The organism is Novosphingobium sp. (assembly GCF_040398825.1).
Taxonomy (GTDB): Bacteria; Pseudomonadota; Alphaproteobacteria; order Sphingomonadales; family Sphingomonadaceae; genus Novosphingobium.
Map to the genome: position 1 here is coordinate 13,670 of NZ_JBBATI010000009.1, position 22,857 is coordinate 36,526.

Below are 22,857 nucleotides of genomic sequence, written 5' to 3' on the forward strand. Positions count from 1 at the left end.
CGCCAACCTGCGATTCGGCGCCGATATTGGCGGCGAAGGCCGGGCAAAGCAATATTGCACAATCTCCATTACCGTCACGTTGATAGACACGAAATCGACCACATTTGCACACCGTGATTGCCTTCAGAAGCTCCGTGACGAGGAGCAGCGCGAAGGCCGGGCTGGTTGCCCGGACGAGTGCTGGGACGCTGTCACGGGGCTTCTGAAGGCAACCCCTTCGGGGCGGGCCGCTTTTGGCCCATTGCTACGTCGATCGGTCTTGAAATATTGACATATTCCGGCGACCTCTCTCCTTGCACTGGGCCAAAATCGGCTCCGTCACGGTGTGCAAATGTGGTCGATTTCGGGTCCAGTACGGCAGAAATCAGAAATTCGATATTGCCTTCGGGGCCGGTGATCGGGCTTTCGACAATGCCGTCGACCTGCCAGCCCTCGCTGGTCAGCCAATCGCGCACAGCGTCGCACACGCGCGCATGCAATGCAGCGTCGCGCACCACCCCGCCCTTGCCCACTTCGCCGCGCCCCACTTCAAACTGCGGCTTGATCAGTGCCACCAGCCGGGTGGGCCGCGCCGCCAGCGCCAGCGGCACTTCCAGCACTTTGCGCAAGGCGATGAAGCTGGCGTCGCACACCACCCAGGTCGGTGCTGGAACATCGGCGCGGGCAATCATCGCCGGGGTCAGCACGCGCGCGCTGGTCTGTTCCATCACCGTCACGCGCGGGTCCTGCCGCAATTTCCACGCCAGCTGGTTGGTGCCCGAATCAATCGCAAACACATGCACCGCGCCGTGGTGCAACAGGACATCGGTAAAGCCGCCGGTGGAACTGCCAATATCCATTGCCACCACTCCGGTCGGATCGAGCCCGAAATGGTTCAGCGCATGCGCCAGCTTGATCCCGCCGCGCGACACCCAGGGATGATCGCGCCCGCGCACGGTGATCACCGCATCGGCCGCCACCGGCGCGCCCGCCTTGGTCAGCTTCACCTCTCCGCCATAGACCAGCCCGGCCAGGATCAGCGCCTGTGCGCGCGCGCGGCTTTCCACCAGGCCACGTTCGACCAGCGCCTGATCCAGCCGCAGCTTGCCGGGACGCGGGGCGCGAGGATGATCTTTGCGGGTTGGTGGTTCATTGCTTGAGCTCATCATCGGTCTCTTCCATACACAGGCCATGCAGATCAACCACGCGTTCCCGCTTTCCGCCTTGCAGACGCGCCCGCTGTGGCTGGCCTGCGGGGTCATGCTTGCGCTGTCCGGGTGCGACGGCATGGTGCCAAGGACGAGCGAGCCTGCGCCATCGCACCAGGCCACGACCGCCCTGCCCCAGCCACTGCCCCCGCGCGCACCGGTGGCGGTGGTGCCCCCGCCCCGCCCCGCACCACCGGCGCTGGCGCCCGCACCGGGGCAGGACTGGCGCGATCTGCCGCTGCCGCCGGGCGACTGGCTGTGGCAGCCGCACCCGACCGGCGATGAGGCGCGCTATGGCCTGCCGGGGGCAATGCCCGTGGCCGTGCTGCGCTGCGACCGTGCCACCGGCGTCATACGCATCGCGCTGCCCATCGATCCGGCCCAAACCGCCACGATGCCCGCCACGATGCCCACCGGCCTGCGCAGCGCAACCATTACCACATCAACCACCACTGGCGCGGTGGAGGCCGAGCCGCTGAGCATCGATGGCATGCCCACGCTGGCGATCACCCTGCCCGCAGGCCACCGCCTGTGGGATGCCATGGCGTTCAGCCGCGGGCGCGTGCGCATCACGATTGCCGGCACGGCACCAGTGGTGCTGCCGGCATGGTCGCAAATTGGGCGGGTGGTAGAGGATTGCCGGGGCTGAGGCGTAACCCAAAGACCGCGTCACCATATCAGGCGGAGCGAATGATTCTGACGCAAAATTAAATTTGTTCAAGTCTTGTTGTTCGTCGCGCAATGACTCATTTTGCCGTCAAGATTGCGGCGGGCAGCAGGCCCAAGGTGGTCCAGTCGATCGGGGCAATCCGCCACAGGTCGGCGAACTTGGCTCAACAACGCGAAAGGAGGTGATCCGATGTCTCATGGTTCAGCACAGAGGTCGGCAATCCGCAGCGCGAGGCATTATCGCTGATTTTCCGCAATCGCGATAAAGGCTTCGTGAGCGGCACTTCCGGCCGCTGACCATGCGAAGGGCCGCTTCCCCACGGGGAGGCGGCCCTTCACATTTGTTTCAATCACCTTGCGTTCTACGCAACAATCGTACAAAGCGACGCCTTCTTGGCGGAGATTCGCGGCCCCATCCCGGTTGCCCGCGAACGCGACCCGCATAGTGTGTTACGAAAAAGGACATTCCATGGCGTCGTCCGCCCAGGCCCCAGACGGGCTCGCCCGCTTCGCAAACGCGTTTGCCCAGATCCCCCACCCCGCCCCGATGGCCGCGGACGACCGCGCGCGCATTCTGGCCAACCCGGGGTTTGGCACGGCCTTTACCGACCACATGGTCGAAATCGATTTTGATGCCGACCGCGGCTGGCACGACCCGCGCGTGGTGCCCTATGGCCCGATCGCGCTCGATCCGGCAGCGGCCGTGCTGCACTATGCCCAGGAAATCTTTGAAGGTCTGAAGGCCTATCGGCTGGGCGACAATGCGGGTGAGAACGCGGGGGGCATCGCATTGTTCCGCCCGCAGGCCAACGCCGCGCGGTTCAACGCCTCTGCCCGGCGGCTGGCCATGCCCGAATTGCCGGCAGACCTGTTTGTCGAAGCGGTGCGGCAACAAGTGCTGGCCGACCGCGACTGGTTTCCGAATGTTGACGGCGGATCGCTGTATCTGCGCCCGTTCATGTTCGCATCCGAAGCGTTCCTGGGCGTGCGCCCGGCGCGCGCGTACAAATTTCTGGTGATCGCCAGCCCCGCCGGCAACTATTTCAAATCGGGCGCGCCGGCAGTGTCGATCTTTGTCAGCGATTACACCCGCGCCGCGCCCGGCGGTACCGGCGCGGCCAAATGCGGCGGCAATTACGCCGCCAGCCTGGTGCCCACGGCAGAGGCATTCGCGCGCGGGCATGATCAGGTGCTGTTCCTGGATGCGGCGGAACACCGCTGGATCGAGGAACTGGGCGGCATGAACCTGTTCTTCGTGATGGCCGACGGATCGATCGTTACCCCGCCGCTGGCCGGCACGATCCTGCCCGGCATCACCCGCGACAGCCTGATCACGCTGGCCCGCGAAGAAGGGCTGACCGTGCGTGAGGAACGCTATGCGCTGGACCAGTGGCGCGCCGATGCTGCCAGCGGCGCCCTGGTGGAAACCTTTGCCTGCGGCACCGCAGCGGTGGTGACCCCGGTGGGCAAAGTGGCCGACACCACCAGCGAATTCGTGATCGGCAGCGGCGGCCCGGGGCAATTGACCCAACGCCTGCGCCAGCGGCTGGTATCGATCCAGCGCAGCGAAGTGGCCGACACGCACGGCTGGGTGCACAGATTGACCTGAACGACTTGACGTGACCCGGTTGCCAATCCTGCTGCGCCATGGCATCGCCGCAAGCGTTTCAACGCGCGATTAAGCGTGTGCGGGAGTTTCGGGCAATGAGCATTTCGTTTGCGGGCAAAGTCGCAATTGTCACCGGCGCCGGCGGCGGCCTGGGCCGGGCCTATGCGCTGGAACTGGCGCGGCGCGGGGCCAAAGTGGTGGTCAACGATCTGGGCGCGGCGCGCGACGGCAGCGGCGCGTCGGACGCCGCCGCACTGGTGGTGGAGGAAATCCGCAGCGCAGGTGGCGAAGCGATCGCCGATGGCAGCTCGGTCACCGAATTCGAACAGATGCAGGCGATGGTGGCCAAGGCGAAAGCCGATTGGGGCGGCGTGCACGTGCTGATCAACAATGCCGGCATCCTGCGCGACAAAAGCTTTACCAAGATGGACCCCAGCGATTTCGATCTGGTGGTAAAGGTCCACCTGTCGGGATCGGCCAACGCGACCAAGGCGGTGTGGGACATGATGCGCGAACAAAATTATGGCCGCATCCTGATGACCGCATCATCCACCGGGCTGTTCGGCAATTTCGGCCAGGCCAACTATGGCGCGGCCAAGCTGGGCCTGGCCGGACTGACCAAGACGCTGTACCTGGAAGGCGCAAAATACAACGTGCGGGTCAACACGCTGGCGCCGGTGGCGGCCACGCGGATGACCGCCGACATTTTCCCCGAAGAGGCGTTCAAGCTGTTCGGCTCGGAAAACGTGGTGCCTGCCGCGCTCTATCTGGTGTCGGATGATGCGCCCAGCAACGCGATCGTCGGCGCGGGCGCCGGTGCGTACCACAGCGCGTTTGTCACCATGAACCCGCCGGTAATCCTGGCGCAGGAAGACCGCACGGTCGAAGGTTTTGCCGCCAACTGGGCGCGCATCAGCGACCGCACCGGCGATTTCGTGCCGCAATCGGGCACCGAACAAAGCCACGCCATCCTGGCCGCGATGCAGGCGGCGATGAAGGGCTGATCCCGCGCCAAAAGCCCCTCCCCTTCAGGGGAGGGGTTGGGGGTGGGGGCCATCCGCACGGCGCAGATCCATCCAGCATAGCGCACCCCCATCACGGGCACGTGCCCCGCACCGCCCCCGCCATCTGCATGTGCGTCACCAGCGCCGCCGCCTCTGCCGGGGCAATCTGCCGTACGCCGCCGCTGGCATCATCGATCAGCAGCGGCGCCGCGCAATCCCCCCGCGGCACCCGCCCGTCCGCGCCGGGCAGCACCACCAACAGGTGATGCGTTGCGTCGCGCCAGACCGCGCGCAGCACCGGCGTGGCTTTCGCCTGCATTTGCGATTGCGCGCCTTGCCCCGCGCGATGGCATCCGCCAACCAGCACCAGCAGCCCGATTGCAAGTGCCCGGCGTGTGGTCATCGCCATACGGGTGCGGACATCGGCATGGCTGTGGCAATAGTGCACGGCCGAAACGATGACAACCGAACGCCGATCGCGTGGATTGCATGCAGTGCTGTCCATCACAGCCATCGGGTTCGCAGGCACCACATTAACTTCCGTGTCAGAATAGCGTGGTATTTTCCGGCTGTGAATTTGGTTGTTGGAAAAATTGGAGCGGCCGACATGCTGCCATCCGAGCTCGATGCAATCCTGCGGCGCGAACTGTTGCCGGGTGAACAACTGTTGTGGAGTGCCAGGCCAAATCCGCGCAAGCTGCGCGCCGGCTTTTTCATGTGGCTGTTCGCCATTCCCTGGACGGCGTTCGCGCTGTTCTGGGAAGCGCTGGCCTTTCTGCCCTGGTATCCCGGCACCCATACGCCTGACACCATGAAATGGAGCTTCGGAATCGTGTTTCCGCTGTTCGGGCTGCCGTTTATCGCGGCAGGCCTGTGGATGCTGTGGATGCCGTTTGCGGCGCAGCGCGCGGCGGCGTCGACGGTCTATGGCCTGACCAACCGGCGCCTGCTGCGCATTGCCGCGGGGGCGAAACACCAGCGCGAAAGCGTGATGCTGTTTCAGATGGGGCCAATCGACGTGACCATCGACGCCGACGGCCACGGCACCCTGCGCATCCAGACCGGCACATCGATCGACAGCGACGGCGACCGGACAACCGCGCGTTTTGAGGTTGCCGGCGTTCCCGATGTGGCGCGGCTGGAACGGCTGCTGCTGGAACAGCGCACCAGGGTGCAGCACATCCAAACCGCGATCGGCTGAGCGGCTATTGCGGCGCCTGGGAATTGGGGCGTACCGCACCACAATGCCCGCAACGCGAAAGCCCCCGCTTGACGCGCCCTGCCGCAGGTGATGGAAACGCGCGTGTGACCGATAGCACCCCCCGCCCCGAATCGAACGCCGCCGCCAGGGCAGAGGCAGCAGCCACCCGCCGGCGCTGGATAACCTTTGGCGAAGTGCTGACCGTGATCGCGGTGATCATTTCCGCGCTGACGTTCTGGAGCAACTGGACCCAGCGCAACGCCGACCAGGCGCAAAAGACTGCGGAGGCCAACAAGGCCGCCGTGCACTCTGCCACGCTGGTGCTCACCGCCACAAATGCCGGCAAGCGTGAACTGGCCCTGAAACCGACGTCCAGCGTGCAATCGGTGCAGGACCAGCACATCGCCTTTCCCACCGCGCTCGGCGTGACCGCCGCGGATACCACGGGTGAACCCCGGATCGACGCCACCTGGTTTGAACACGCGCTGATCAAGGCGCGCGAGGCCGCGCACCTGCCCGACAACAGCCGTGGCGATGCGCAACTGCCAGTCGCGATCACCACCCGCTTTCTGGTCGATGGCGACGAACGCACCGATGTCGCGCTTTACGATGTCGGCTATAGCGTGTCGTCCGGCTTTCTCGGCAGCCACAGCGTCACCCTGCGCGGCGTTGCCCTGATCGCACGGGTGAAGGCCGACACCGCGCAAGCCAGGCTGGACGCGCGCTGGTCCAGAATATTGCCGCACAAGCAGAGCACGGTCGCGTCGAGTGGCGCCGACTGATGGGCTGGGGCCACGGTGCCGGGCTGATGCGTTAGAGCATTCGATGGGCGCGCAATTGAATTCCGGCGCACGGTGTGATATCCCATAGGATATGCCAAGAGTCGTTCTCGACACCGACGTGATCGTGTCAGCGCTGAGAAGCGCGGCTGGCGGTAGCAATGCAGTTTTGCGCGAGGCCGCACATGGACGCCTGACGTCCCTGGTGACGCCTGCGCTGTTTCTCGAATACGAGGCGGTGTTGAAGCGCCCGGAGCAGCGCCTCGCCCATGGTCTGGGATTGCGTGATATCGACCATTTCCTTGCCGCTTTAGCGAGCACCTGCGAAGCGGTGGACGTGAGTTTTCAGTGGCGACCGCAGCTGTCGGACCCGAATGACGAGATGGTGCTGGAGACGGCCGTCAATGGCCGCGCAGATGCGCTGGTCACGCACAATGTGCGGGACTTTGCCAAGGGCGCGGCAAGGTTCGGATTGCGCGTTTTGCGTCCCGGTGAATTGTTGAAGGAGTTACGGTCATGAGCAAGTCATCCTACCCGCTCAAGTTGCCGGCATCGGTCAAGGAAGCCGCTGCCCGGCTTGCCAAAGAAGACGGCGTATCGTTGAACCAGTGGATCGCAGTGGCCATCGCACAGAAGATCGGTGTGGTCGAAACTGCGTCGGATTTCCTCAAGCGCCGTGCCGGCGAAGCACGGCCCGGCGATATGTTGCCGTTTCTTGACAAAGCGAAGCGGGAAAAACCGCCAATTGGCGATGAACTTTAAGTCAGTTCAGACGTCAATCTTTACGAGGTGTTGTGGTAGCATCATATTTAATTCACATTTTCTTTAAAATTCAGCGCCTCCCTACTTCGTTTTTTAATTTCTAAAAGTGGTGCATTCAAAATTAATTGCACATCAAGTCCTCTGAACTCAAGGGGGTTTTGCACCATCACCGTAATTCCTGGCGCCGTAATTCCGCAATTAATCTCTACCCTCACCCCTCCACCACCTTCATCAACTTCCGCTCCAGCGGTGACAGCACCCCGCCCAGATCGTGCCCGCGTTTCAGCACTTGCCCCGCTTCGCCGTACAGCGCCCACATGCCCTGCCTTGTGCGCAGGGCGGGGTGTTTTTCGATGCGGGCGCTGGGGCGTTCGGCGGTGCGTTTGAACGCGCTGAAACTGGCGGCATCGCGGTCAAAGCTGATCGCGTAATCGCGCCACAGCCCGGCGGCGACCATGCGGCCATAGAGATCGAGAATGCGCATGAGTTCCGCGCGGTCAAAGGTTACCTGTGTGGGGGCCGCGCGTGTGAACGGCACCACCGTTGCACCGGTCGTGCCTGCCGAATCGTTGCCCGCCACCCCGGTCAGGACCGCGTCCGCCGCCGCGCGCGCTCGGGCGTGGGCTGATCACGGCGCTGCAGCGCCGCGATTTCGCCACGCAATTGCTCCAGTTCCGCCTCCAGCGCGTCGATGCGGGCATTGCCCGATGGCTCGCACGGTTCGCGGCAGGGGGTGCCATAGGGCAGGAATTCGCGCAGCCAGGTTTCTGCCGGCACCAGCGTCGATCGCGCCTTCAGCCCGATCATCGTTGCGCCTTCGGGCACATCGTCGGTCACCACCGCGTTGGCGCCCACCCGCGCGCGTTCTCCCACGGTGATCGGCCCCAGGATCTGCGCGCCCGAACCGATGATAACATTGTCGCACAACGTGGGGTGGCGTTTGCCGGCCACGCCGTTCGCGGGATTGGTGCCGCCCAGCGTGACGCATTGATAGATGGTGACATTGTTGCCGATTTCGGCGGTTTCGCCGATCACGGTAAAGCCATGGTCGATAAACAGATGGTGGCCAACTTTGGCCCCCGGATGGATATCGATCGCGGTCAGCAGCCGAGACACATGGTTGACCAGCCGGGCCAGAAAAAACAGCTCGGCCCGGAACAGCCGATGCGCCACGCGGTGAAACCCCAGCGCCCAGACCCCGGGATAGAGCAGCACTTCCGCGCGCGAACGCGGCGCCGGATCGCGCGCGCGCACCGAATCAAGATATGCAATCAGGCGGTCGAACATGCCCCAATCCCCCTGCGGCACCGGCCATGGCGGCGGCGCGCGGATACGATATGGTTATAGAAGCCGCGGTTGCCAATGGCCATGCCCGTAAACAGGGTCAGTCAGTGCATCGCGCGCCAGCGCCAGCGTCACCGGCGCCTTGCGTTCCAGCGACAACCGGTCCAGCGCGATCACCAGCGCCTCAGCCGCGGCATGGCTGCGTTCGATGCGTGGCACCAGCCAATCGAGCACCGGTTCACTCAAGCCCAGCCCGCGCCGCCGCGCCTGTTCACCGATCAACGCGCGCAACAGCGTATCATCGGGCGCCGCAATCATCAGCGGCAGCGCCGCGCCGAGGCGAGAGGCGAGATCGGGCAGCCCGATCCGCCACCCCGAATTCTGCCCCGGTGTCGCCAGCGGCACGCCCGCCACCAGCAGCAGCGCGCGGCCATCGGCCTGCGCGCGGTTCCAGCGGTGAAACAGATCAACTTCGTCCAGTCGGTCGGCATCATCGATCGCTTCGCCCGCCCCGCTGGCAGCAAACCAGCGCGCCAGCAGGCTTTTGCCCGAACGCGGCGGGCCGCTGAGCACGGCGGTGCGATAGGGCCAGGTCGGGCTGGCCTGCAATGCCGCGAACACCGGTTGCAGCGATGGCCCGCCGACAATCGCCTCTGCCCCGTCAGGCAATTCCAGCGGTAGCGCGATCTGCGACATCGGGGTGTGCGCGTCCGGCCCGGTCAACGCCGGATCATCAGCGCGCCAGACCCTTGCGTCACTTTCCACCCTTGCGCGCGCAGCGCCGCCGCCAGCGCTTCAAGATCGCCGCTATAGCCCACGCGCATTACCGATACCCCGCCCAGCGCCAGCGAACTGGGCACCGCCGATTGCACGCCCGGCACCCCGCGCAGCGCGGCTTGCGTCGCATCGACCGCGCCGGCATCGGGGCTGACAAACTGGATCTGATAGACCGTCGCCGCCGGGCCGGACCCGCTGGTGACCGCCACCCCGGGCACCGCGCTGCGCGCTGCGGCGGTCGGCGGGGGCAGTTTGTCGACAATGCTGGCGACCAGTTTCGGATCGATCTGCGGCCGGCTGTTGAGCGACGGATCGGGGTTGAGCTGACCGGCGGCCAGCGCCTGCGCATAGATACCATCGATCCGCCGCACCGCATCGGCCAGCATCGCCGGCACTTTGTCTTCACTCGGTGCGGTCAGTTCGAACGCGCCCAGGAAATGATTGTCGGGGCCATAGCGCGCGGCGAATGTGCCCTTGACCGGCCCGCCCGGCCATTGCCGTTCCAGCCGCGCGATCGGGATCAGCACGTCTTCTGCGCCATACTGGTCCAGAATCGTGCGCCACCAGTTGCGGCTGCGCCGGCCGACCTGCCCGGCATCGATCAGCAGGCCATCGGCGCCGCCGCCGCCGGGGCGCACATAATCGATCACGCTTTCCCCGGTGTGGAAATCGGCCCAGGCCTTTTGCCACGGCGTGCGCGTTTCAAACACGCTGGCCACCCCGCCCTGGTACAGCAGCGGGATCACCAGCAGCGGCGCGGACCGCGCGCCACCGCCCTGCAACCCCAGGTATCCCGCCATGCGTGCGCGATCAAACACCACGCCCAGCCGCGCGATATAGCGATGCGGGCCGATATCCTCGTGTTCCACCGCCACCGCCGACACCATGCCCGACAGCGTGCCGTCATCCAGCGCCGGGGCCGGGCCACCGCTACCGCGCTGCGCCCACAGCTTTTGCCAGGCCAGCCGGGTGGCGGTGTGCCAGCCGGCATTGCGCGCCTCATCCGCGCTGGCGCCGGTGGTGTTCACTTCGATTCCCGAAACTTCGAAATCGCCGGTGCTGGCGACCGGGGCGATGCCGCGATCGCCCTCGATCTGCGCCCACACAACCGCACCGCCGATGCCGAGCACCAGCAGCCCCGCCCCGACCCATGCGAGCCGGGAATGACGCGATTTTTTCGACCAAAGGCGCGATGCAGCCAAGCAAACTCCGACGCGGCGAACAGGCGCCACCAACAATGCCCATCAACAAGCGGACGGGTAACGCGCGCGCTTTTGCCCAAAGGCAAGTGGAAATCCAAGCGGGAACTGTTTGAGCATCGCGCAACTTGCGATAGGGGGTGCGGCCATGGCATCCGAAAACGACAATCCCGACCGTTACAGCTACGCCCGCGCCGGCGTGAACATCGCCGCCGGCAACGCGCTGGTAAAGGCGATCGGGCCGCTGGCGCGCGCCACCGCGCGCCCCGGCGCCGATGCCGAACTGGGCGGCTTTGGCGGGTTTTTCGATCTGCGTGCGGCGGGGTACAAAGACCCGTTGCTGGTCGCCGGCAACGATGGCGTGGGCACCAAGGTCAAACTGGCGATCGACCATGACCGCCACGACGCGATCGGCATCGATCTGGTGGCGATGTGCGTCAACGATCTGATCGTGCAGGGCGCAGAGCCGCTGTTTTTCCTGGACTATTTCGCCACGGGCAAATTGGACAACGGCGTGGCCGAACGCGTGATCGCCGGCATTGCCGAAGGCTGCCGCATGGCCGGATGCGCGCTGATCGGCGGCGAAACCGCCGAAATGCCGGGGATGTATGCGGCCGGCGATTATGATCTGGCCGGGTTTTGCGTGGGCGCGGTCGAACGCGGCGAACAGCTGACCGGCGACCGCGTCGCGGCCGGCGACGTGCTGATCGGGCTGGCATCGTCGGGGGTGCATTCCAACGGCTATTCACTGGTACGGCGGCTGGCGGCCGACAAAGGCTGGAGGCTGGACCGGCCCGCGCTGTTCGATATGGAACGGCTGCTGATCGACCACCTGATCGAACCGACTCGCATTTATGTGAAAACGCTGCTGCCGTTCATCCGCGCCGGGCGAATCCATGCCTGCGCGCATATCACCGGCGGCGGACTGCTGGAAAATGTGCCACGCGTGCTGCCCACCGGGCTGCATGCGCGGATCGATGCCGATGCGTGGGAACAGACCCCGCTGATGGCGTTTCTGCAGGCGCAGGGCCAGATCGAGCCGGGCGAAATGGCGCGCACGTTCAATTGCGGCGTGGGCATGGTGCTGGCAGTGGCGCCCGACGACGCCGCCGGGCTGGCCACCGATCTGGCCGCAGCGGGCGAAACGGTGTTTACGATTGGCATGATCGAGCCCGGCCCGCGCGGCTGCACCGTGACCGGCAGCGATGAAACCTGGGCAGCGCAAGGGCACTGGGAAGCCACGCACAATGCCTGAAAACGGGTCGGATGACCCGCGCACCCCGGTCGCGGTTTTCATTTCCGGCAGCGGGACCAACATGGCGGCACTGCTCTATGCCAGCCGCCTGCCCGATTGCCCCTACCGCATCGCGCTGGTGTTATCCAACAACCCCGCTGCCGGCGGCCTGGCCGTGGCCCGTGCCGAAGGCGTGGCGACCTTTGTCCTGCCGCACAAGGGCATGGCCCGCGCCGCGCACGATGCGGCGATGGAGGCCGCGGTGCTGAACGCCGGCGCCCAGGTGATCGCGCTGGCCGGCTATATGCGCATTCTCGATACCGGGTTTGTCAACCGCTGGCAGGGGCGGATGATCAACATACATCCCAGCCTGCTGCCCGCGCACAAAGGCCTGCACACCCATGCCCGCGCGATCGCGGGCGGCGACAGCCATGGCGGGTGCAGCGTGCATTTTGTCACGCCCGAACTGGATGACGGGGCGGTGCTGGGGCAGATTGCCGTGGCGATTGCCGCCGATGATACGCCCGAAGCACTGGGCGCGCGCGTGCTGTTTGCCGAACACCAGCTCTATGCCCGGTGTCTGGCCCGACTGGTACAGGGCATGGCCAACCCCGTTCCGGGCTGATGGCCGGGCACCGTACCACCCCGCTGGCGGCGATCACGCTACACAGCGCGCTGCAATCGCTGGCCGAAAACACCGGCGGGCTGTTCATGACCGCGTTTCTGGTGCGCCAGGGGGTGTCACAGCCGATGGCGTTGACCGCGTTTGCCGGGCTGGTGCTGACGCGATTTATCCTGCGCGCCGGCGTGCTGCCACTGGCGATCCGGCTGGGGCTGCGCCAGGTGCTGATGATCGGCATCGCGGTGCGCGCGCTGGGCTATGCGTTGCTGGGGTTTGTCCACCGTGTCGATGGCTGGATGCTGGCCTATGTGCTGGCGATGGGGCTGGGCAGCGTGCTCTATTGGACCGCGTGGCACGGGTATAACGCGGCGATCGCCAGCAGCGGATCACGCGGGCGGCAGGTCAGCCTGCAACAGGCGGCCACCGCCGTGGTGTCCATCGTCGCGCCGGTGATCGGCGGGGTGATCCATGATTCGCTGGGACCGGTCGCGGGCTTTGCGCTGATCGCGCTGATCCAGCTGGGCGCGGCGTGGCCCTTGCTGGCGGCACCCGATGCGCGGGTGGCGCCGCAGGCAGAGCTCAGCGCCGGCGTGGTGCGGTTTGCCCGCCCGATCTATTGCGCCGAAGGATTGCATTCGGGAGCGGTCAATGTGGTGTGGAACCTGGCGCTGTTCGTGTCGCTGGGCGAACGGTTTGGCGCGTTTGGCGGTGCGCTGGCGCTGGCCGGGGCCTGTGCCGCGGGCGCCAGCCTGATGGTCGGGCGGCGTGTCGATGCCGGGCACGGCCGGGCGATGGTGCCGCTGGCCTATGGCTGCGCCGGGCTGGCAGTGCTGGCCAAGGCGGCGGCGTGGCACCACCCGGTTGCGGCGGTGGCGGCCACAGCGCTGGGTGCGCTGGTCACCCCGATCACCCAGGTCGCGCTGCTGGCGCCGATGTATGCCATGGCGCGGCAATCGGCCTGCCCCTTGCGCTTTGCCATGGCGACCGAGGCGGGGTGGGACCTGGGCTGTGCCACGGCCTGTTTGCTGGCGGCAGTGGCGCTGGCGCTGGGGGCCAGCTTTACCGGGCCGATCCTGGCCGGGCTGGTGGGGGTGGCGACGGTCACACTGATGCTGGCCCGCTGGTACGCGCGGCAGCCGCGTACCGCTTAAATCTCGCTTTCGTCCACCACCGGGCGGCTTTCGCGGGTGGCGCGATAGCGCACGGTGGGGTCATTGGCATCCGCGGCGATGATCACGTGATCATCGTGCACCTCGGCCAGCGTGCCGACGAACGGCATGCCATCGAGGCTGCCGGTCACGCGATAGCTGACCACATCGCCGACCTTGAAGGTTTTTTCGTCGAAATTGAATTCAAACGGGCAATCGCCCCCGCCCATGCCGATCATGCCGCACATCCTTTCGACAACCGTTTACGCAACAAAAAGGGGGCCGCAAAGGCCCCCTTCGTGTGTCAGCGCCGAAGCGGCGATCAGCCAACGATTTCTGCGGGCTGAAAGAAATACGCGATTTCGATCGCGGCGTTTTCTTCCGAATCCGAACCATGCACGGTGTTGGCTTCGATCGATTCGGCAAAGAGCTTGCGGATCGTGCCAGCATCGGCGTTGGCCGGGTTGGTCGCGCCCATCACGTCGCGGTTGCGCTTTACGGCGTCTTCGCCTTCCAGCACTTGCACGACCACCGGGCCGGAAATCATGAATTCGACCAGATCGTTGAAAAACGGCCGTTCGCTGTGCACCGCATAAAAGCCTTCAGCCTGGGCACGGCTAAGGTGCAGCCGCTTTGACGCGACCACGCGCAGGCCCGCTTCTTCCAGCTTGGCAGTGACCGCACCGGTCAGGTTGCGGCGCGTCGCGTCGGGCTTGATGATCGAAAAGGTGCGGGTAACCGCCATGGTACAAATCCTTGTCTGTGCAATTGCGCATTGTGGTCAGCCGGAGCCGGCCCTTGGCCGCGCCCCTAGCCGGGAACGTGCTGCGCCGCAAGACTGGGCACGCTGACCGCTAAGGCCCCTCGCGCCACTTGCCGCCGTCCTGCCGCCAATAGCGCCGTTCCACGCCATCACGGTGCCCCAGCATGCGCCAGGTTCCGCGTGCATCGTCGATATGATCGGGCGCAAACAGCAAAAACATCCGCTCCATCCCCGCCACTTCGCGCCATTGGCCATCGGCCAGCGCGCAATAGCGCGCGCCATTGGCCGCCACCGGGTCAGACGCCAGCAGGATCGGCTGACGCGCATCGTGCTGCCCGCCGGCGAGGCCATGCGCCAGAAACGACGCGGGCGTGCGGGTCCACAATTCCTGGCTGATGCGTTCCAGGTGCTGCGCGTTGTCCGACACCACCAGCAGCCGTTCGCCCGCGCCCAGCGTGCTGCGCGCCAGCAGCGGCACCACCGCTTCGGCCGGATCGCGGGTCAGCTGATAGAAATCGACGCGCACTGTTTGCCCTCTTTGCATAAAAGCCCTCCCCCTCAGGGGGAGGGTTGGGTGGGGGTGTCCGGCGCCGCGGTGGCGCGCTGCCAATCCAGCGTCGGACACCCCTCCCCAACCCCTCCCCCGAGGGGAGGGGCTTTTTGTGCTATGCGCCCTTGCCCCGGCAGCGGTCGGAACAGTAGCGCACGTTGTCCCAGTCGCGTTCCCACTTCTTGCGCCAGGTGAACGGCAGGCCGCAGGCGGCGCAAAGCTTGCTTGGCAGGTCAGCCTTGCGCCGCATCTTGGGCATGATCAGCTTTCCAGCACGTCGCGCACATAGCGGTCGAGCAGGCGCACGCCGAACCCGGTTGCGCCCTTGTCATGCGTGGCGCCAGGCTTGTCGACCCACACCGTGCCGGCAATATCCAGATGTGCCCAGGCCACGCCATCGTCGATAAAGCGTTTGATGAACTGCGCCGCGGTGATCGAACCGCCAAATCGTGGCCCGACGTTTTTCATGTCGGCAATCGGGCTGTCGATCAGCTTGTCATAGGCCGATCCCAGCGGAAACCGCCACAGCTTGTCACCGCTGGCCTTGCCCGCCGCATCCAGCTGGCTGGCGAGCAGATCGTCGTTGGCGAACATGCCGGCATATTCGTGGCCCAGCGACACGATGATCGCGCCGGTCAGCGTGGCCAGATCGACGATCGTGGCAGGGGCATAGGTCTTTTGCACCCAGGTCAGCACATCGCACAGCACCAGCCGCCCTTCGGCATCGGTGTTGATCACCTCGATCGTCTGCCCCGACATCGATTTCACGACATCGCCCGGCCGCTGCGCATTGCCATCGGGCATGTTTTCAACGAGGCCGACCACGCCGATCACGTCCGCCTCTGCCTTACGCAGCGCGAGCGCCAGCAGCGCGCCTGCGACTGCGCCGGCGCCGCCCATGTCCCACTTCATGTCTTCCATGCCGCCGGCCGGCTTGATCGAAATGCCGCCGGTGTCAAAGGTCACGCCCTTGCCCACAAACGCGGTCGGGCGGCTGCCGGCGCGGCCTTTCCAGCGCAGCGCCAGCACGCGTGCTTCGCGCACAGAGCCCTGTGCCACGCCCAGCAGCGCGCCCATGCCCAGCGCCTCCAGATCGGCCTTGTCCAGCACCACCACATCGACCCCGGTGCCGGCAAACCGCGCGACACAGCGTTCGACAAAGCTTTCGGGGTAGATCACGTTGGCCGGTTCGGTCACCAATTCGCGCGTGAATTCGACGCCTTCGGCCAGCGCCGCTTCGGTCGTCCACAGCGCCTCTGTGCCCTCGGGTGCGGCGAAGGCGACGATCTTTGTCAGCGACACTTTCTGATCTTCGCTCAGCTTGGTCTTGTAGATATCATAGCGCCAGCTGCGCAGTCGCGCGCCCAGCAGCACCGCCACCGCCTCGGTCGCGGTCAACGCGGACCCGGCAAAATCGATCCCCAGCACGGTTTCGCCAGAGGTCAGGTATTTGGCCGCCACCGCGCCGCCGGCGCGTTCCAGCCCGGCCAGGCGGTCGCTGCCACTGGCGGAGCCAATCCCGACCAGCGCCATCCGCAACAGGCCGGATTCAGAAGCAACAAAACTTTCAAACACTTGCCCGGTCTTGCCGGCAAAGCGGCTGGCCGTCGCTGCCTCACGCAGGGGTTCGGCCAGATCGGCGGGCAAGGTGCCTTCGCCAACCAGACGGGCGACCAGGCGGGGGCGGGCATCACCGGAAACTGCGAACGCAATCGTCATCATGGCACTCCTGATCGGCCCTGGCGCCCAAACCGGGCAAACGGACCATAGCGGCGGACAGACCGCCAATTCTAGGGTTTGCAGTTAAGCCGCGCCGGTGCGATAGGCAAGCGCATGCGACCCCCGACGCGGCCCCCGCGCCACGCCTTTTTTCTGCGCCAGGCTGCGCGACGGCCCCACGTGCTGCTTGCCCTTGCGGGCATGACCGGCGTTGCGCCAATGTTTCAGGCCGCGCATGCCGCCACCGAGCTGCCCACCGGTGCCGCGATGGCCACGCCCGAATCGGCGCCGCCCCCCCCGCCCCCTGCCCTGGTGGCACCGCCAGCCACACCGGTTGCCGCGTCCGCCGATCCGGCCACCCCCGCCCAGACCGACGTGGTGCGCTTTGCCGCCGACAAGGTCGCCTATGACACCAACGGCGAAGTCGCCACCGCCAGCGGCAATGTGGTGATGCGGCGCGATGCGCGATCGCTGCGCGCCGATAGCGTGACCTGGAACCGCAAGACCGGGGCGATCGTGGCCAGCGGCAACATCCGCTTTGTCGATGAAGACGGCGATGTGCTGTACACCGACCACATCGATCTGACCGACGAATTCAAGGCCGGCGCCACCAACGATCTGTTGCTGGTGCTGCGCGAAGGCGGGCGGCTGGCCGCCAATTCCAGCGAACGCGACGACCACGGCCACGCGGTGCTGCATCAGGCGGTCTATAGCGGTTGCGACGTGACCGATGACGATGGTTGCCCCAAACGGCCCAGCTGGGAACTGACCGCGGTGCGTGTCACGTTCAACCCGGATACCCATAAAGTGCGCTATTACGGCGCCACCTTGCGCGTGTTCGGGATACCACTGCTGCCGCTGCCGGGGCTGGCGCATGCGTCGGACTTTCGCGCCGAAACCGGGCTGCTGATCCCCAGTTTCAGCCTGTCGTCGACCAACGGTGCGCAGATTACCAACACGTTCTACTGGCGGCTGGCCGACAACCGGGATCTGTCCGCCTCTGCCACAGTGTTTTCGCGGTCGCTGCCGATGCTGTCGGGCCATTACCGGCAATTGACCGACAAGGGCGCGTACCAGATCAGCGGGTATCTCACCCGCAGCCGCCAGACCAATGCCACCAATGGCTCGCTGGCGCCGGGCACCACCGGCGATTATGCGCTGCGCGGCTATCTGGAAAGCAATGGCCGGTTTCAGCTCGATGAAAACTGGAGCGTGTCGGGATCGTTGCGCTATGTCACCGACCGCACGTTCCTGCGCCGCTATGACCTGTCGACCGACACCCGGCTGCGATCCACCTTCAACCTCGAACACCAGGACCCGGACAGCTATTTCAGCTTTGCCGGGTGGGCGATTCAGGCGATCGGGGTCAAGGACAGCCCCAGCCAGCAGCCGTTTGCCCTGCCCAGCATCGATTATCGCCGCCGCATCGCCATGCCCGGGGTGGGCGGCAAGCTGGACCTGGAGGTCAACTCGCTGGCGCTGACCCGCACCGACCGGCAGGATACGCAGCGCGCGCTGGCCAAGGCCGAATGGAACCTGCACACGATCACGTCCGGCGGGCAGGAACTGACGCTGACAACGCTGCTGCGCGGGGATATCTATCACGCCAGCAACACCACGCTGGTGGCCAATCCGGTGTATCAGGGCACGTCCGGCTGGCAGGCGCGCGGCATTGCCACCGCCGCGGTGGACCTGAAATGGCCGCTGATCGGCACGCTATTTGGCGGCACGCAAGTGCTGACGCCAGAGGTGCAGATCGTCGCCACGCCGCATTTGCGCAATCTGGCCATCGCCAACGAAGATTCGCGCGCGGTCGAATTGGAAGACGGCAACATTTTCGCGCTCAACCGCTATCCCGGCTATGACCGGGTCGAAGACGGGGTGCGCGTGACCTATGGCCTGGACTGGCGGTTTACCCGGCCGGGCTGGCGCGCATCGATGACCATCGGCGAATCCTATCGCTTTTCCACGCAATCGGCGCTGGTGCCCGATGGCACCGGGCTGGCGGCAAAGTTTTCCGACATCGTCGGGCGCGCCGAAGTGCGGTTCCGCGATGTGGTACAGCTGACCGAACGGTTTCAGCTGGACAAGGATACGCTGCAGCTGCGCCGCAACGAATTTGACGCCACGATTGGCAGCCACCGTACTTATGCCGAAATCGGCTATATCGCGCTCAACCGCAGTATCCCGCTCAGTTACGAAGACCTCCAGGACAGCAAGGAATTGCGCGCATCGGGCCGCGTCGGATTTGCGAAATACTGGTCGCTGTTCGGTTCGGCGATCGTCAATCTGACCACCAAGGCCGACAATCCCATCTATGGCGGCAACGGGTTTGAACTGATCCGCCACCGGCTGGGGCTGGCCTATACCGACGGATGCCTGGACCTCGCAGTCACCTGGCGGCGCGACTATGTCACCACCGGTGACGCCGTTCGCGGCAGTTCGTTTGCGCTGACGCTGTCGCTGCGCAGCATCGGCACGCGTTAAAATTGGCGATCCTGACCCTCGCCACTTATCCGGTTTTTGGGCCTGCAACCTTCCCACGTGGGGGCAAAGGCGCTATCGCCCGTTTCACTCAGCCCCGGTTAAGCCGCAAATGGACACATTTGCGCGGACCAGTGCCATGCATTTCGTGCCCCGGCCGGGGTGCACCGAACAGGATTGATCGATTGCCATGATGTCTGCAATTCGCCTGCTGCCCGTGCCCCGTTCAACAACGTTGCGCGCGACGCTGACGTCGGGACTGTTGTTGGGGCTGCTGCTGGCCGGGGCGCCCGTCGCCTTTGCGCAGGAGGAAACGGTGGGGCCGGCATCGGTCACGCCGCCGGTTGCGGGCACCGACAGCGGGGGCAACCTGAACCTGCCGTCCAACCCCAAATTTTTTGGCAAGATGGACCCCAACCATCGCCACGCCACCGCCATCGTCAACAGCGAAATCATCACCGGCACCGACATTGACCAGCGGTTTGCGCTGTTTGCCAATGCCAACAACGGCAAGATCGGGCCGGAAGAACAGGAACGCCTGCGCGCGCAGGTCATGCGCAACCTGATCGATGAAACGCTGCAAATCCAGGAAGCCAAGGGCGCCGACATCGTCATCGACGAAGAAGAGGTCAACCAGCGCTTTGACTATGTTGCGCAGCAGAACATGGGCAAGGACCCGGCCGCGCTCGAAGCCTATCTGGCGCAGATCGGATCATCCTCCGCATCGCTGAAACGGCAGATCCGCGGCGAAATCGCGTGGCAGCGCCTGCTGCGCCGCAACGTGCAGCCGTTCATCAACGTGTCCGAATCCGAAGTGCGCGAAATGATGGACCGGCTGAAGGCGGCCAAGGGCACCGAGGAATTCCACCTTGGCGAAATCTATCTGTCGGCGACCGATGAAAACCGCGGCCAAGTGCTGGCCAATGCCGAAAAGATCGTTGACCAGCTGAAAAAGGGCGGCAGCTTTGTCGGCTATGCCCGCCAGTATTCAGAAGCGTCGACTGCTGCGGTCGGCGGCGATCTGGGCTGGATCCGGCTGGCACAGCTGCCTGCGCCGATCGCCACTGCCGCCGGCGGGATGGGCCCGGGCCAACTGGCCGGGCCGATCGAGGTGCCGGGCGGTTATTCGATCATCTATACCATCGACAAGCGCCAGGTGCTGACCGCCGATCCGCGTGACGCGATTCTCAGCCTGAAACAGATCTCGATCAGCTTTACCCCCGGCACTCCTGAAAAGGTCGCCGCCGCCAAGGCTGGCGATTTTGCCAAGATGGTCAAGGACATCCACGGTTGCGGCCAGGTTGATGCCGCCGCCGCCAAAATCGGCGCCAGCGTGGTCGGCAACGACCAGATCAAGGCGCGCGACCTGCCCGCGGCATTGCAGGATACCGTGCTGAAACTGGGCGTGGGCGAGGCCACCCCGCCGTTCGGATCGATCGAGGATGGCGTGCGCGTGCTGCTGCTGTGCGGCCGCGACGATCCCAAGGTCAACAACGGCCCCAGCTTTGAACAGATGCAGACCCAGATCGAGGATGACCGCGTCAACAAGCGCGCGCAGACTTATCTGCGCGATCTTCGCCGCGACGCGGTGATCGAATACAATTGAGGCCGTGATGGCCCGCGTGCCGATCGCCATCCGTTGGCCCCTCCCCTCAGCGGAGGGGTTGGGGAGGGGTGTCCGAGTTGGGCGATGATGCGCATCATTCAGACGTGGGACACCCCCACCCAACCCTCCCCCTGAGGGGGATGGCTCAAACGGTGCCGATCGCGCTCAGCATGGGCGACCCTGCGGGGGTCGGCCCGGAACTGGCAGTGACCGCAGCAGCGCAGACCGCATCGGCAGCCCTGCCGCCATTTGTCGCGGTCGGATCGCACCGGATTTTTGTCGCGGCGGCGCAGCGGCTGGGTGTTGCCATGCCGGTCATCGCCGTTGCCTCGGCAGCGGCGGCGCTGGCGCTCCATGGCAAGGCGCTGGCGGTGATCGACATCGGTGACGGTGATTACACGCCCGGCGTACCCGATGATGCCGGCGCCGCGCTGGCGCTGGCCAGCCTGGAGCGAGCAACCGCATTGACCCGGCAGGGCGCGACGTCGGCGCTGGTGACCGGCCCGATTGCCAAAAGCCGGCTGGCGCGCATCGGCTTTGATTATCCGGGGCAGACCGAATTTGTTGCCGCCGCCTGCGGAATCGCGCTCACCGATGCGGTGATGATGCTGGCCGGGCCGCATTTGCGCGTGGTGCCAATCACCGTGCATGTTGCGCTGGCCGACGTCCCGCGGCACCTGACCAGCGCGCTGATCCAAACCCGCGCCACCATCGCCGCGGCGGCGTTGCGGCGCGATTTCGGCATCGCCCACCCGCGGCTGGCAGTGGCGGGCCTGAACCCCCACGCCGGTGAAGATGGCCGCATGGGCGGCGAAGACGCCGCGATCATCGCGCCGGCGGTGGCCGCATTGCGCGCCGCCGGGATCGACGCGCGCGGGCCACTGCCGGCCGACACCCTGTTTCACGCCGCCGCGCGCGAAACCTATGACCTGGCGATCTGCATGTACCACGATCAGGCGCTGATCCCGATCAAGACGCTGGATTTCGACGAAGGGGTGAATGTGACGCTGGGGCTGCCGATCGTGCGCACCAGCCCCGACCATGGCACCGCGTTCGACATAGCCGGCACCGGCGCCGCGCGCCCTGGCGCGACGCTGGCCGCAATCCGCATGGCCGGACAATGCGCGGCGCGCCGGGCCGCCAATGTCTGACATTCCCGCGCCCGACCTTCCCCCCTTACGCGATGTCGTCAACCGCTATGGCCTGCTCGCGCAAAAATCGCTGGGCCAGAATTTCCTGTTCGACGAACAGTTGTTGACCCGGATCGCGGCTGTGCCCGGGCCCTTGCGTGGCGCAGCTGTGCTGGAGGTTGGCCCCGGCCCCGGCGGGCTGACCCGCGCATTGCTGCGTGCCGGCGCACAGGTCACCGCCATCGAAATGGACCGCCGCTGCCTGCCCGCGCTGGCCGATCTGGCCGAAGCATTTCCCGGCCAGTTGCGCGTGATCGAGGGCGACGCGGTCAAGATCGACCCCGCCACGCTGTTCGACACGCCATATCATGTCGTCGCCAACCTGCCCTACAACGTCGGCACCGGCCTGTTCACCGGCTGGCTGTCGGGCACAGCATGGCCACCGCGCTGGCAATCGCTGACGCTGATGTTCCAGCAGGAAGTGGCCAACCGCATCGTCGCCAAAACCGACAGCGACGGCTATGGCCGCCTGGCCATCCTGTCGCAATGGCGCGCCACCCCGCGCGTGGCCATCAAGGTCCACCGCAGCGCGTTTACCCCGCCGCCCAAAGTGATGTCGGCCATCGTCCACGTCATCCCCGCCGCCATGCCCGAAGGCGTCGCGCCGCGCACGCTGGAACGCGTGACCGAGGCGGCATTCGGCCAACGCCGCAAGATGCTGCGCCAATCGCTCAAAGGCCTGCCAGGCGCCCTGCCCGCGCTGGAATCGCTGGGGATCGACAGCGCCCGCCGCGCCGAAACACTGGATGTCGCGGATTTTGTGGCCATTGCGCGGGTGATGGGCGCGAAACCACCGGTGCAATCAGACACACTGCCCATCGCCCATCAGTAATGAAACCGACACTGCGCGATCTGCAACTGCTGATCCGGCGGGCCGCCTGTCACGCGATAGACCAGCCGGTCCTGCAGCGTGATGCGCCGTGACCAGCAGCCTTGCAGATCGCCTTGCAGCGGTTCAGGCTTGCCGGTGCCCTTGAACGGAGTGCGCTGGCATTCGCGGATCAGGTCGTTGACGCGTTGGAGGACATTCGGCGCCGTGGGCCTGCCAGTGCAGATAGTCATCCCACGCT

25 protein-coding genes and 1 pseudogene are annotated in these 22,857 nt (G+C 65.7%); 14 read left to right on the top strand and 12 right to left on the bottom strand.

Annotated features, from left to right (window positions below):
- Positions 1-356 precede the first annotated feature (356 nt).
- Positions 357-1,145, bottom strand: a pseudogene (locus ABWP89_RS06565) (TlyA family RNA methyltransferase); the annotation flags it as partial.
- 25 nt (positions 1,146-1,170) lie between these two features.
- Here ABWP89_RS06565 and ABWP89_RS06570 point away from each other — a divergent pair.
- The 3 genes from ABWP89_RS06570 to ABWP89_RS06580 all read left to right on the top strand — a co-directional run bounded on the left by ABWP89_RS06570 (position 1,171) and on the right by ABWP89_RS06580 (position 4,469).
- A complete protein-coding gene (locus tag ABWP89_RS06570; RefSeq protein WP_353228066.1) occupies positions 1,171-1,836 on the top strand; it encodes a hypothetical protein in 666 nt (221 codons plus the stop codon).
- Positions 1,837-2,325: 489 nt separating this feature from the next.
- On the top strand, positions 2,326-3,465 hold the full coding sequence (locus ABWP89_RS06575) for a branched-chain amino acid aminotransferase (RefSeq protein ID WP_353228067.1): 1,140 nt from the start codon (positions 2,326-2,328) through the stop codon (positions 3,463-3,465).
- 95 nt (positions 3,466-3,560) lie between these two features.
- Positions 3,561-4,469 (top strand): SDR family NAD(P)-dependent oxidoreductase, encoded by a 909-nt coding sequence (locus ABWP89_RS06580; protein WP_353228068.1) that lies wholly within the window; start codon positions 3,561-3,563, stop codon positions 4,467-4,469.
- Positions 4,470-4,560: 91 nt separating this feature from the next.
- Here the strand turns inward: ABWP89_RS06580 and ABWP89_RS06585 are convergent, their stop codons facing one another.
- The gene (locus tag ABWP89_RS06585) at positions 4,561-4,974 is read right to left on the bottom strand and encodes a hypothetical protein (protein WP_353228070.1); all 414 of its coding nucleotides are present in this window, start codon (positions 4,972-4,974) and stop codon (positions 4,561-4,563) included.
- Between the two features lie 102 nt (positions 4,975-5,076).
- Between ABWP89_RS06585 and ABWP89_RS06590 the strand changes: the two genes are divergently transcribed.
- From ABWP89_RS06590 to ABWP89_RS06605, 4 genes are all read left to right on the top strand, one after another.
- The gene (locus ABWP89_RS06590) at positions 5,077-5,670 is read left to right on the top strand and encodes a hypothetical protein (RefSeq protein WP_353228072.1); all 594 of its coding nucleotides are present in this window, start codon (positions 5,077-5,079) and stop codon (positions 5,668-5,670) included.
- Positions 5,671-5,774: 104 nt separating this feature from the next.
- Positions 5,775-6,452: a hypothetical protein gene (locus tag ABWP89_RS06595; RefSeq protein ID WP_353228073.1), complete on the top strand. Its 678-nt coding sequence runs from the start codon at positions 5,775-5,777 to the stop codon at positions 6,450-6,452.
- Between the two features lie 91 nt (positions 6,453-6,543).
- The gene (locus ABWP89_RS06600) at positions 6,544-6,969 is read left to right on the top strand and encodes a putative toxin-antitoxin system toxin component, PIN family (protein WP_353228075.1); all 426 of its coding nucleotides are present in this window, start codon (positions 6,544-6,546) and stop codon (positions 6,967-6,969) included.
- Positions 6,966-7,211, top strand: a complete 246-nt coding sequence (locus ABWP89_RS06605; RefSeq protein WP_353228077.1) for a toxin-antitoxin system HicB family antitoxin — start codon at positions 6,966-6,968, stop codon at positions 7,209-7,211. Before ABWP89_RS06600 ends, ABWP89_RS06605 begins: the two co-directional genes overlap by 4 nt.
- A 211-nt stretch (positions 7,212-7,422) precedes the next feature.
- Here ABWP89_RS06605 and ABWP89_RS06610 read toward each other — a convergent pair whose 3' ends face one another.
- Genes ABWP89_RS06610 through ABWP89_RS06625 form a run of 4 tightly spaced genes read right to left on the bottom strand, consistent with a single transcriptional unit; the run spans position 7,423 to position 10,402 of the window.
- Positions 7,423-7,752: a DUF2794 domain-containing protein gene (locus ABWP89_RS06610; protein ID WP_353228182.1), complete on the bottom strand. Its 330-nt coding sequence runs from the start codon at positions 7,750-7,752 to the stop codon at positions 7,423-7,425.
- Positions 7,753-7,796: 44 nt separating this feature from the next.
- Positions 7,797-8,498, bottom strand: a complete 702-nt coding sequence (gene epsC / locus ABWP89_RS06615) for a serine O-acetyltransferase EpsC (protein WP_353228079.1) — start codon at positions 8,496-8,498, stop codon at positions 7,797-7,799.
- 54 nt (positions 8,499-8,552) lie between these two features.
- Entirely contained in the window at positions 8,553-9,191 is a 639-nt protein-coding gene (locus tag ABWP89_RS06620) for an HdaA/DnaA family protein (RefSeq protein WP_353228183.1), read from the bottom strand.
- A gap of 23 nt (positions 9,192-9,214) precedes the next feature.
- The gene (locus ABWP89_RS06625; protein WP_353228080.1) at positions 9,215-10,402 is read right to left on the bottom strand and encodes a heavy-metal-associated domain-containing protein; all 1,188 of its coding nucleotides are present in this window, start codon (positions 10,400-10,402) and stop codon (positions 9,215-9,217) included.
- Between the two features lie 217 nt (positions 10,403-10,619).
- Between ABWP89_RS06625 and purM the strand changes: the two genes are divergently transcribed.
- From purM to ABWP89_RS06640, 3 genes are read left to right on the top strand one after another with little or no spacing between them, the layout of a single operon-like run.
- On the top strand, positions 10,620-11,726 hold the full coding sequence (purM, locus tag ABWP89_RS06630; RefSeq protein WP_353228081.1) for a phosphoribosylformylglycinamidine cyclo-ligase: 1,107 nt from the start codon (positions 10,620-10,622) through the stop codon (positions 11,724-11,726).
- Positions 11,719-12,330, top strand: coding sequence for a phosphoribosylglycinamide formyltransferase (gene purN / locus ABWP89_RS06635; RefSeq protein ID WP_353228083.1), 612 nt, complete (start codon positions 11,719-11,721; stop codon positions 12,328-12,330). The genes purM and purN overlap by 8 nt, the downstream gene beginning before the upstream one ends.
- Positions 12,330-13,478, top strand: a complete 1,149-nt coding sequence (locus ABWP89_RS06640; protein WP_353228084.1) for an MFS transporter — start codon at positions 12,330-12,332, stop codon at positions 13,476-13,478. Before purN ends, ABWP89_RS06640 begins: the two co-directional genes overlap by 1 nt.
- On the opposite strand, the gene ABWP89_RS06645 is transcribed toward ABWP89_RS06640, so the two are convergent.
- The 5 genes from ABWP89_RS06645 to ABWP89_RS06665 form a co-directional block, all read right to left on the bottom strand.
- On the bottom strand, positions 13,475-13,714 hold the full coding sequence (locus ABWP89_RS06645; protein WP_353228085.1) for a hypothetical protein: 240 nt from the start codon (positions 13,712-13,714) through the stop codon (positions 13,475-13,477). The genes ABWP89_RS06640 and ABWP89_RS06645 overlap by 4 nt on opposite strands.
- A gap of 83 nt (positions 13,715-13,797) precedes the next feature.
- Positions 13,798-14,220 carry a nucleoside-diphosphate kinase gene (ndk, locus tag ABWP89_RS06650; protein ID WP_353228086.1) on the bottom strand — a complete coding sequence of 141 codons (423 nt, stop codon included), beginning with the start codon at positions 14,218-14,220 and terminating at the stop codon, positions 13,798-13,800.
- Positions 14,221-14,329: 109 nt separating this feature from the next.
- Positions 14,330-14,764, bottom strand: a complete 435-nt coding sequence (locus ABWP89_RS06655; protein WP_353228185.1) for a DNA polymerase III subunit chi — start codon at positions 14,762-14,764, stop codon at positions 14,330-14,332.
- A gap of 139 nt (positions 14,765-14,903) precedes the next feature.
- Positions 14,904-15,047, bottom strand: coding sequence for a DUF2256 domain-containing protein (locus ABWP89_RS06660; RefSeq protein WP_353228087.1), 144 nt, complete (start codon positions 15,045-15,047; stop codon positions 14,904-14,906).
- A 2-nt stretch (positions 15,048-15,049) separates the two neighbouring features.
- The gene (locus ABWP89_RS06665; RefSeq protein ID WP_353228088.1) at positions 15,050-16,507 is read right to left on the bottom strand and encodes a leucyl aminopeptidase; all 1,458 of its coding nucleotides are present in this window, start codon (positions 16,505-16,507) and stop codon (positions 15,050-15,052) included.
- Between the two features lie 180 nt (positions 16,508-16,687).
- Between ABWP89_RS06665 and ABWP89_RS06670 the strand changes: the two genes are divergently transcribed.
- The 4 genes from ABWP89_RS06670 (at position 16,688) to rsmA (ending at position 22,619) form a co-directional block, all read left to right on the top strand.
- On the top strand, positions 16,688-18,994 hold the full coding sequence (locus tag ABWP89_RS06670; RefSeq protein ID WP_353228090.1) for an LPS-assembly protein LptD: 2,307 nt from the start codon (positions 16,688-16,690) through the stop codon (positions 18,992-18,994).
- 187 nt (positions 18,995-19,181) lie between these two features.
- Positions 19,182-20,597, top strand: coding sequence for a peptidylprolyl isomerase (locus ABWP89_RS06675; RefSeq protein ID WP_353228091.1), 1,416 nt, complete (start codon positions 19,182-19,184; stop codon positions 20,595-20,597).
- Positions 20,598-20,737: 140 nt separating this feature from the next.
- Positions 20,738-21,748, top strand: a complete 1,011-nt coding sequence (gene pdxA, locus ABWP89_RS06680; RefSeq protein ID WP_353228092.1) for a 4-hydroxythreonine-4-phosphate dehydrogenase PdxA — start codon at positions 20,738-20,740, stop codon at positions 21,746-21,748.
- Positions 21,741-22,619 (top strand): 16S rRNA (adenine(1518)-N(6)/adenine(1519)-N(6))-dimethyltransferase RsmA, encoded by an 879-nt coding sequence (rsmA, locus tag ABWP89_RS06685; protein ID WP_353228093.1) that lies wholly within the window; start codon positions 21,741-21,743, stop codon positions 22,617-22,619. The genes pdxA and rsmA overlap by 8 nt, the downstream gene beginning before the upstream one ends.
- Here rsmA and ABWP89_RS06690 read toward each other — a convergent pair.
- Entirely contained in the window at positions 22,613-22,849 is a 237-nt protein-coding gene (locus ABWP89_RS06690) for a Txe/YoeB family addiction module toxin (RefSeq protein WP_502915251.1), read from the bottom strand. The two genes, rsmA and ABWP89_RS06690, sit on opposite strands and share 7 nt — an antisense overlap.
- Between the last annotated feature and the right edge of the window lie 8 nt (positions 22,850-22,857).

Coding starts and splice junctions, on each gene's coding strand:
- ABWP89_RS06600 (WP_353228075.1), top strand. CDS start 6,544: ATGCCAAGAGTCGTTCTCGACACCGACGTGATCGTGTCAGCGCTGAGA.
- purN (WP_353228083.1), top strand. CDS start 11,719: ATGCCTGAAAACGGGTCGGATGACCCGCGCACCCCGGTCGCGGTTTTC.
- ABWP89_RS06590 (WP_353228072.1), top strand. CDS start 5,077: ATGCTGCCATCCGAGCTCGATGCAATCCTGCGGCGCGAACTGTTGCCG.
- ABWP89_RS06665 (WP_353228088.1), bottom strand. CDS start 16,507: ATGACGATTGCGTTCGCAGTTTCCGGTGATGCCCGCCCCCGCCTGGTC.
- ABWP89_RS06570 (WP_353228066.1), top strand. CDS start 1,171: ATGCAGATCAACCACGCGTTCCCGCTTTCCGCCTTGCAGACGCGCCCG.
- ABWP89_RS06575 (WP_353228067.1), top strand. CDS start 2,326: ATGGCGTCGTCCGCCCAGGCCCCAGACGGGCTCGCCCGCTTCGCAAAC.
- ABWP89_RS06660 (WP_353228087.1), bottom strand. CDS start 15,047: ATGCCCAAGATGCGGCGCAAGGCTGACCTGCCAAGCAAGCTTTGCGCC.
- ABWP89_RS06640 (WP_353228084.1), top strand. CDS start 12,330: ATGGCCGGGCACCGTACCACCCCGCTGGCGGCGATCACGCTACACAGC.
- ABWP89_RS06585 (WP_353228070.1), bottom strand. CDS start 4,974: ATGGACAGCACTGCATGCAATCCACGCGATCGGCGTTCGGTTGTCATC.
- rsmA (WP_353228093.1), top strand. CDS start 21,741: ATGTCTGACATTCCCGCGCCCGACCTTCCCCCCTTACGCGATGTCGTC.
- epsC (WP_353228079.1), bottom strand. CDS start 8,498: ATGTTCGACCGCCTGATTGCATATCTTGATTCGGTGCGCGCGCGCGAT.
- purM (WP_353228081.1), top strand. CDS start 10,620: ATGGCATCCGAAAACGACAATCCCGACCGTTACAGCTACGCCCGCGCC.
- ABWP89_RS06690 (WP_502915251.1), bottom strand. CDS start 22,849: ATGACTATCTGCACTGGCAGGCCCACGGCGCCGAATGTCCTCCAACGC.
- ABWP89_RS06580 (WP_353228068.1), top strand. CDS start 3,561: ATGAGCATTTCGTTTGCGGGCAAAGTCGCAATTGTCACCGGCGCCGGC.
- ABWP89_RS06620 (WP_353228183.1), bottom strand. CDS start 9,191: ATGTCGCAGATCGCGCTACCGCTGGAATTGCCTGACGGGGCAGAGGCG.
- ABWP89_RS06675 (WP_353228091.1), top strand. CDS start 19,182: ATGATGTCTGCAATTCGCCTGCTGCCCGTGCCCCGTTCAACAACGTTG.
- ndk (WP_353228086.1), bottom strand. CDS start 14,220: ATGGCGGTTACCCGCACCTTTTCGATCATCAAGCCCGACGCGACGCGC.
- pdxA (WP_353228092.1), top strand. CDS start 20,738: ATGGCTCAAACGGTGCCGATCGCGCTCAGCATGGGCGACCCTGCGGGG.
- ABWP89_RS06605 (WP_353228077.1), top strand. CDS start 6,966: ATGAGCAAGTCATCCTACCCGCTCAAGTTGCCGGCATCGGTCAAGGAA.
- ABWP89_RS06645 (WP_353228085.1), bottom strand. CDS start 13,714: ATGATCGGCATGGGCGGGGGCGATTGCCCGTTTGAATTCAATTTCGAC.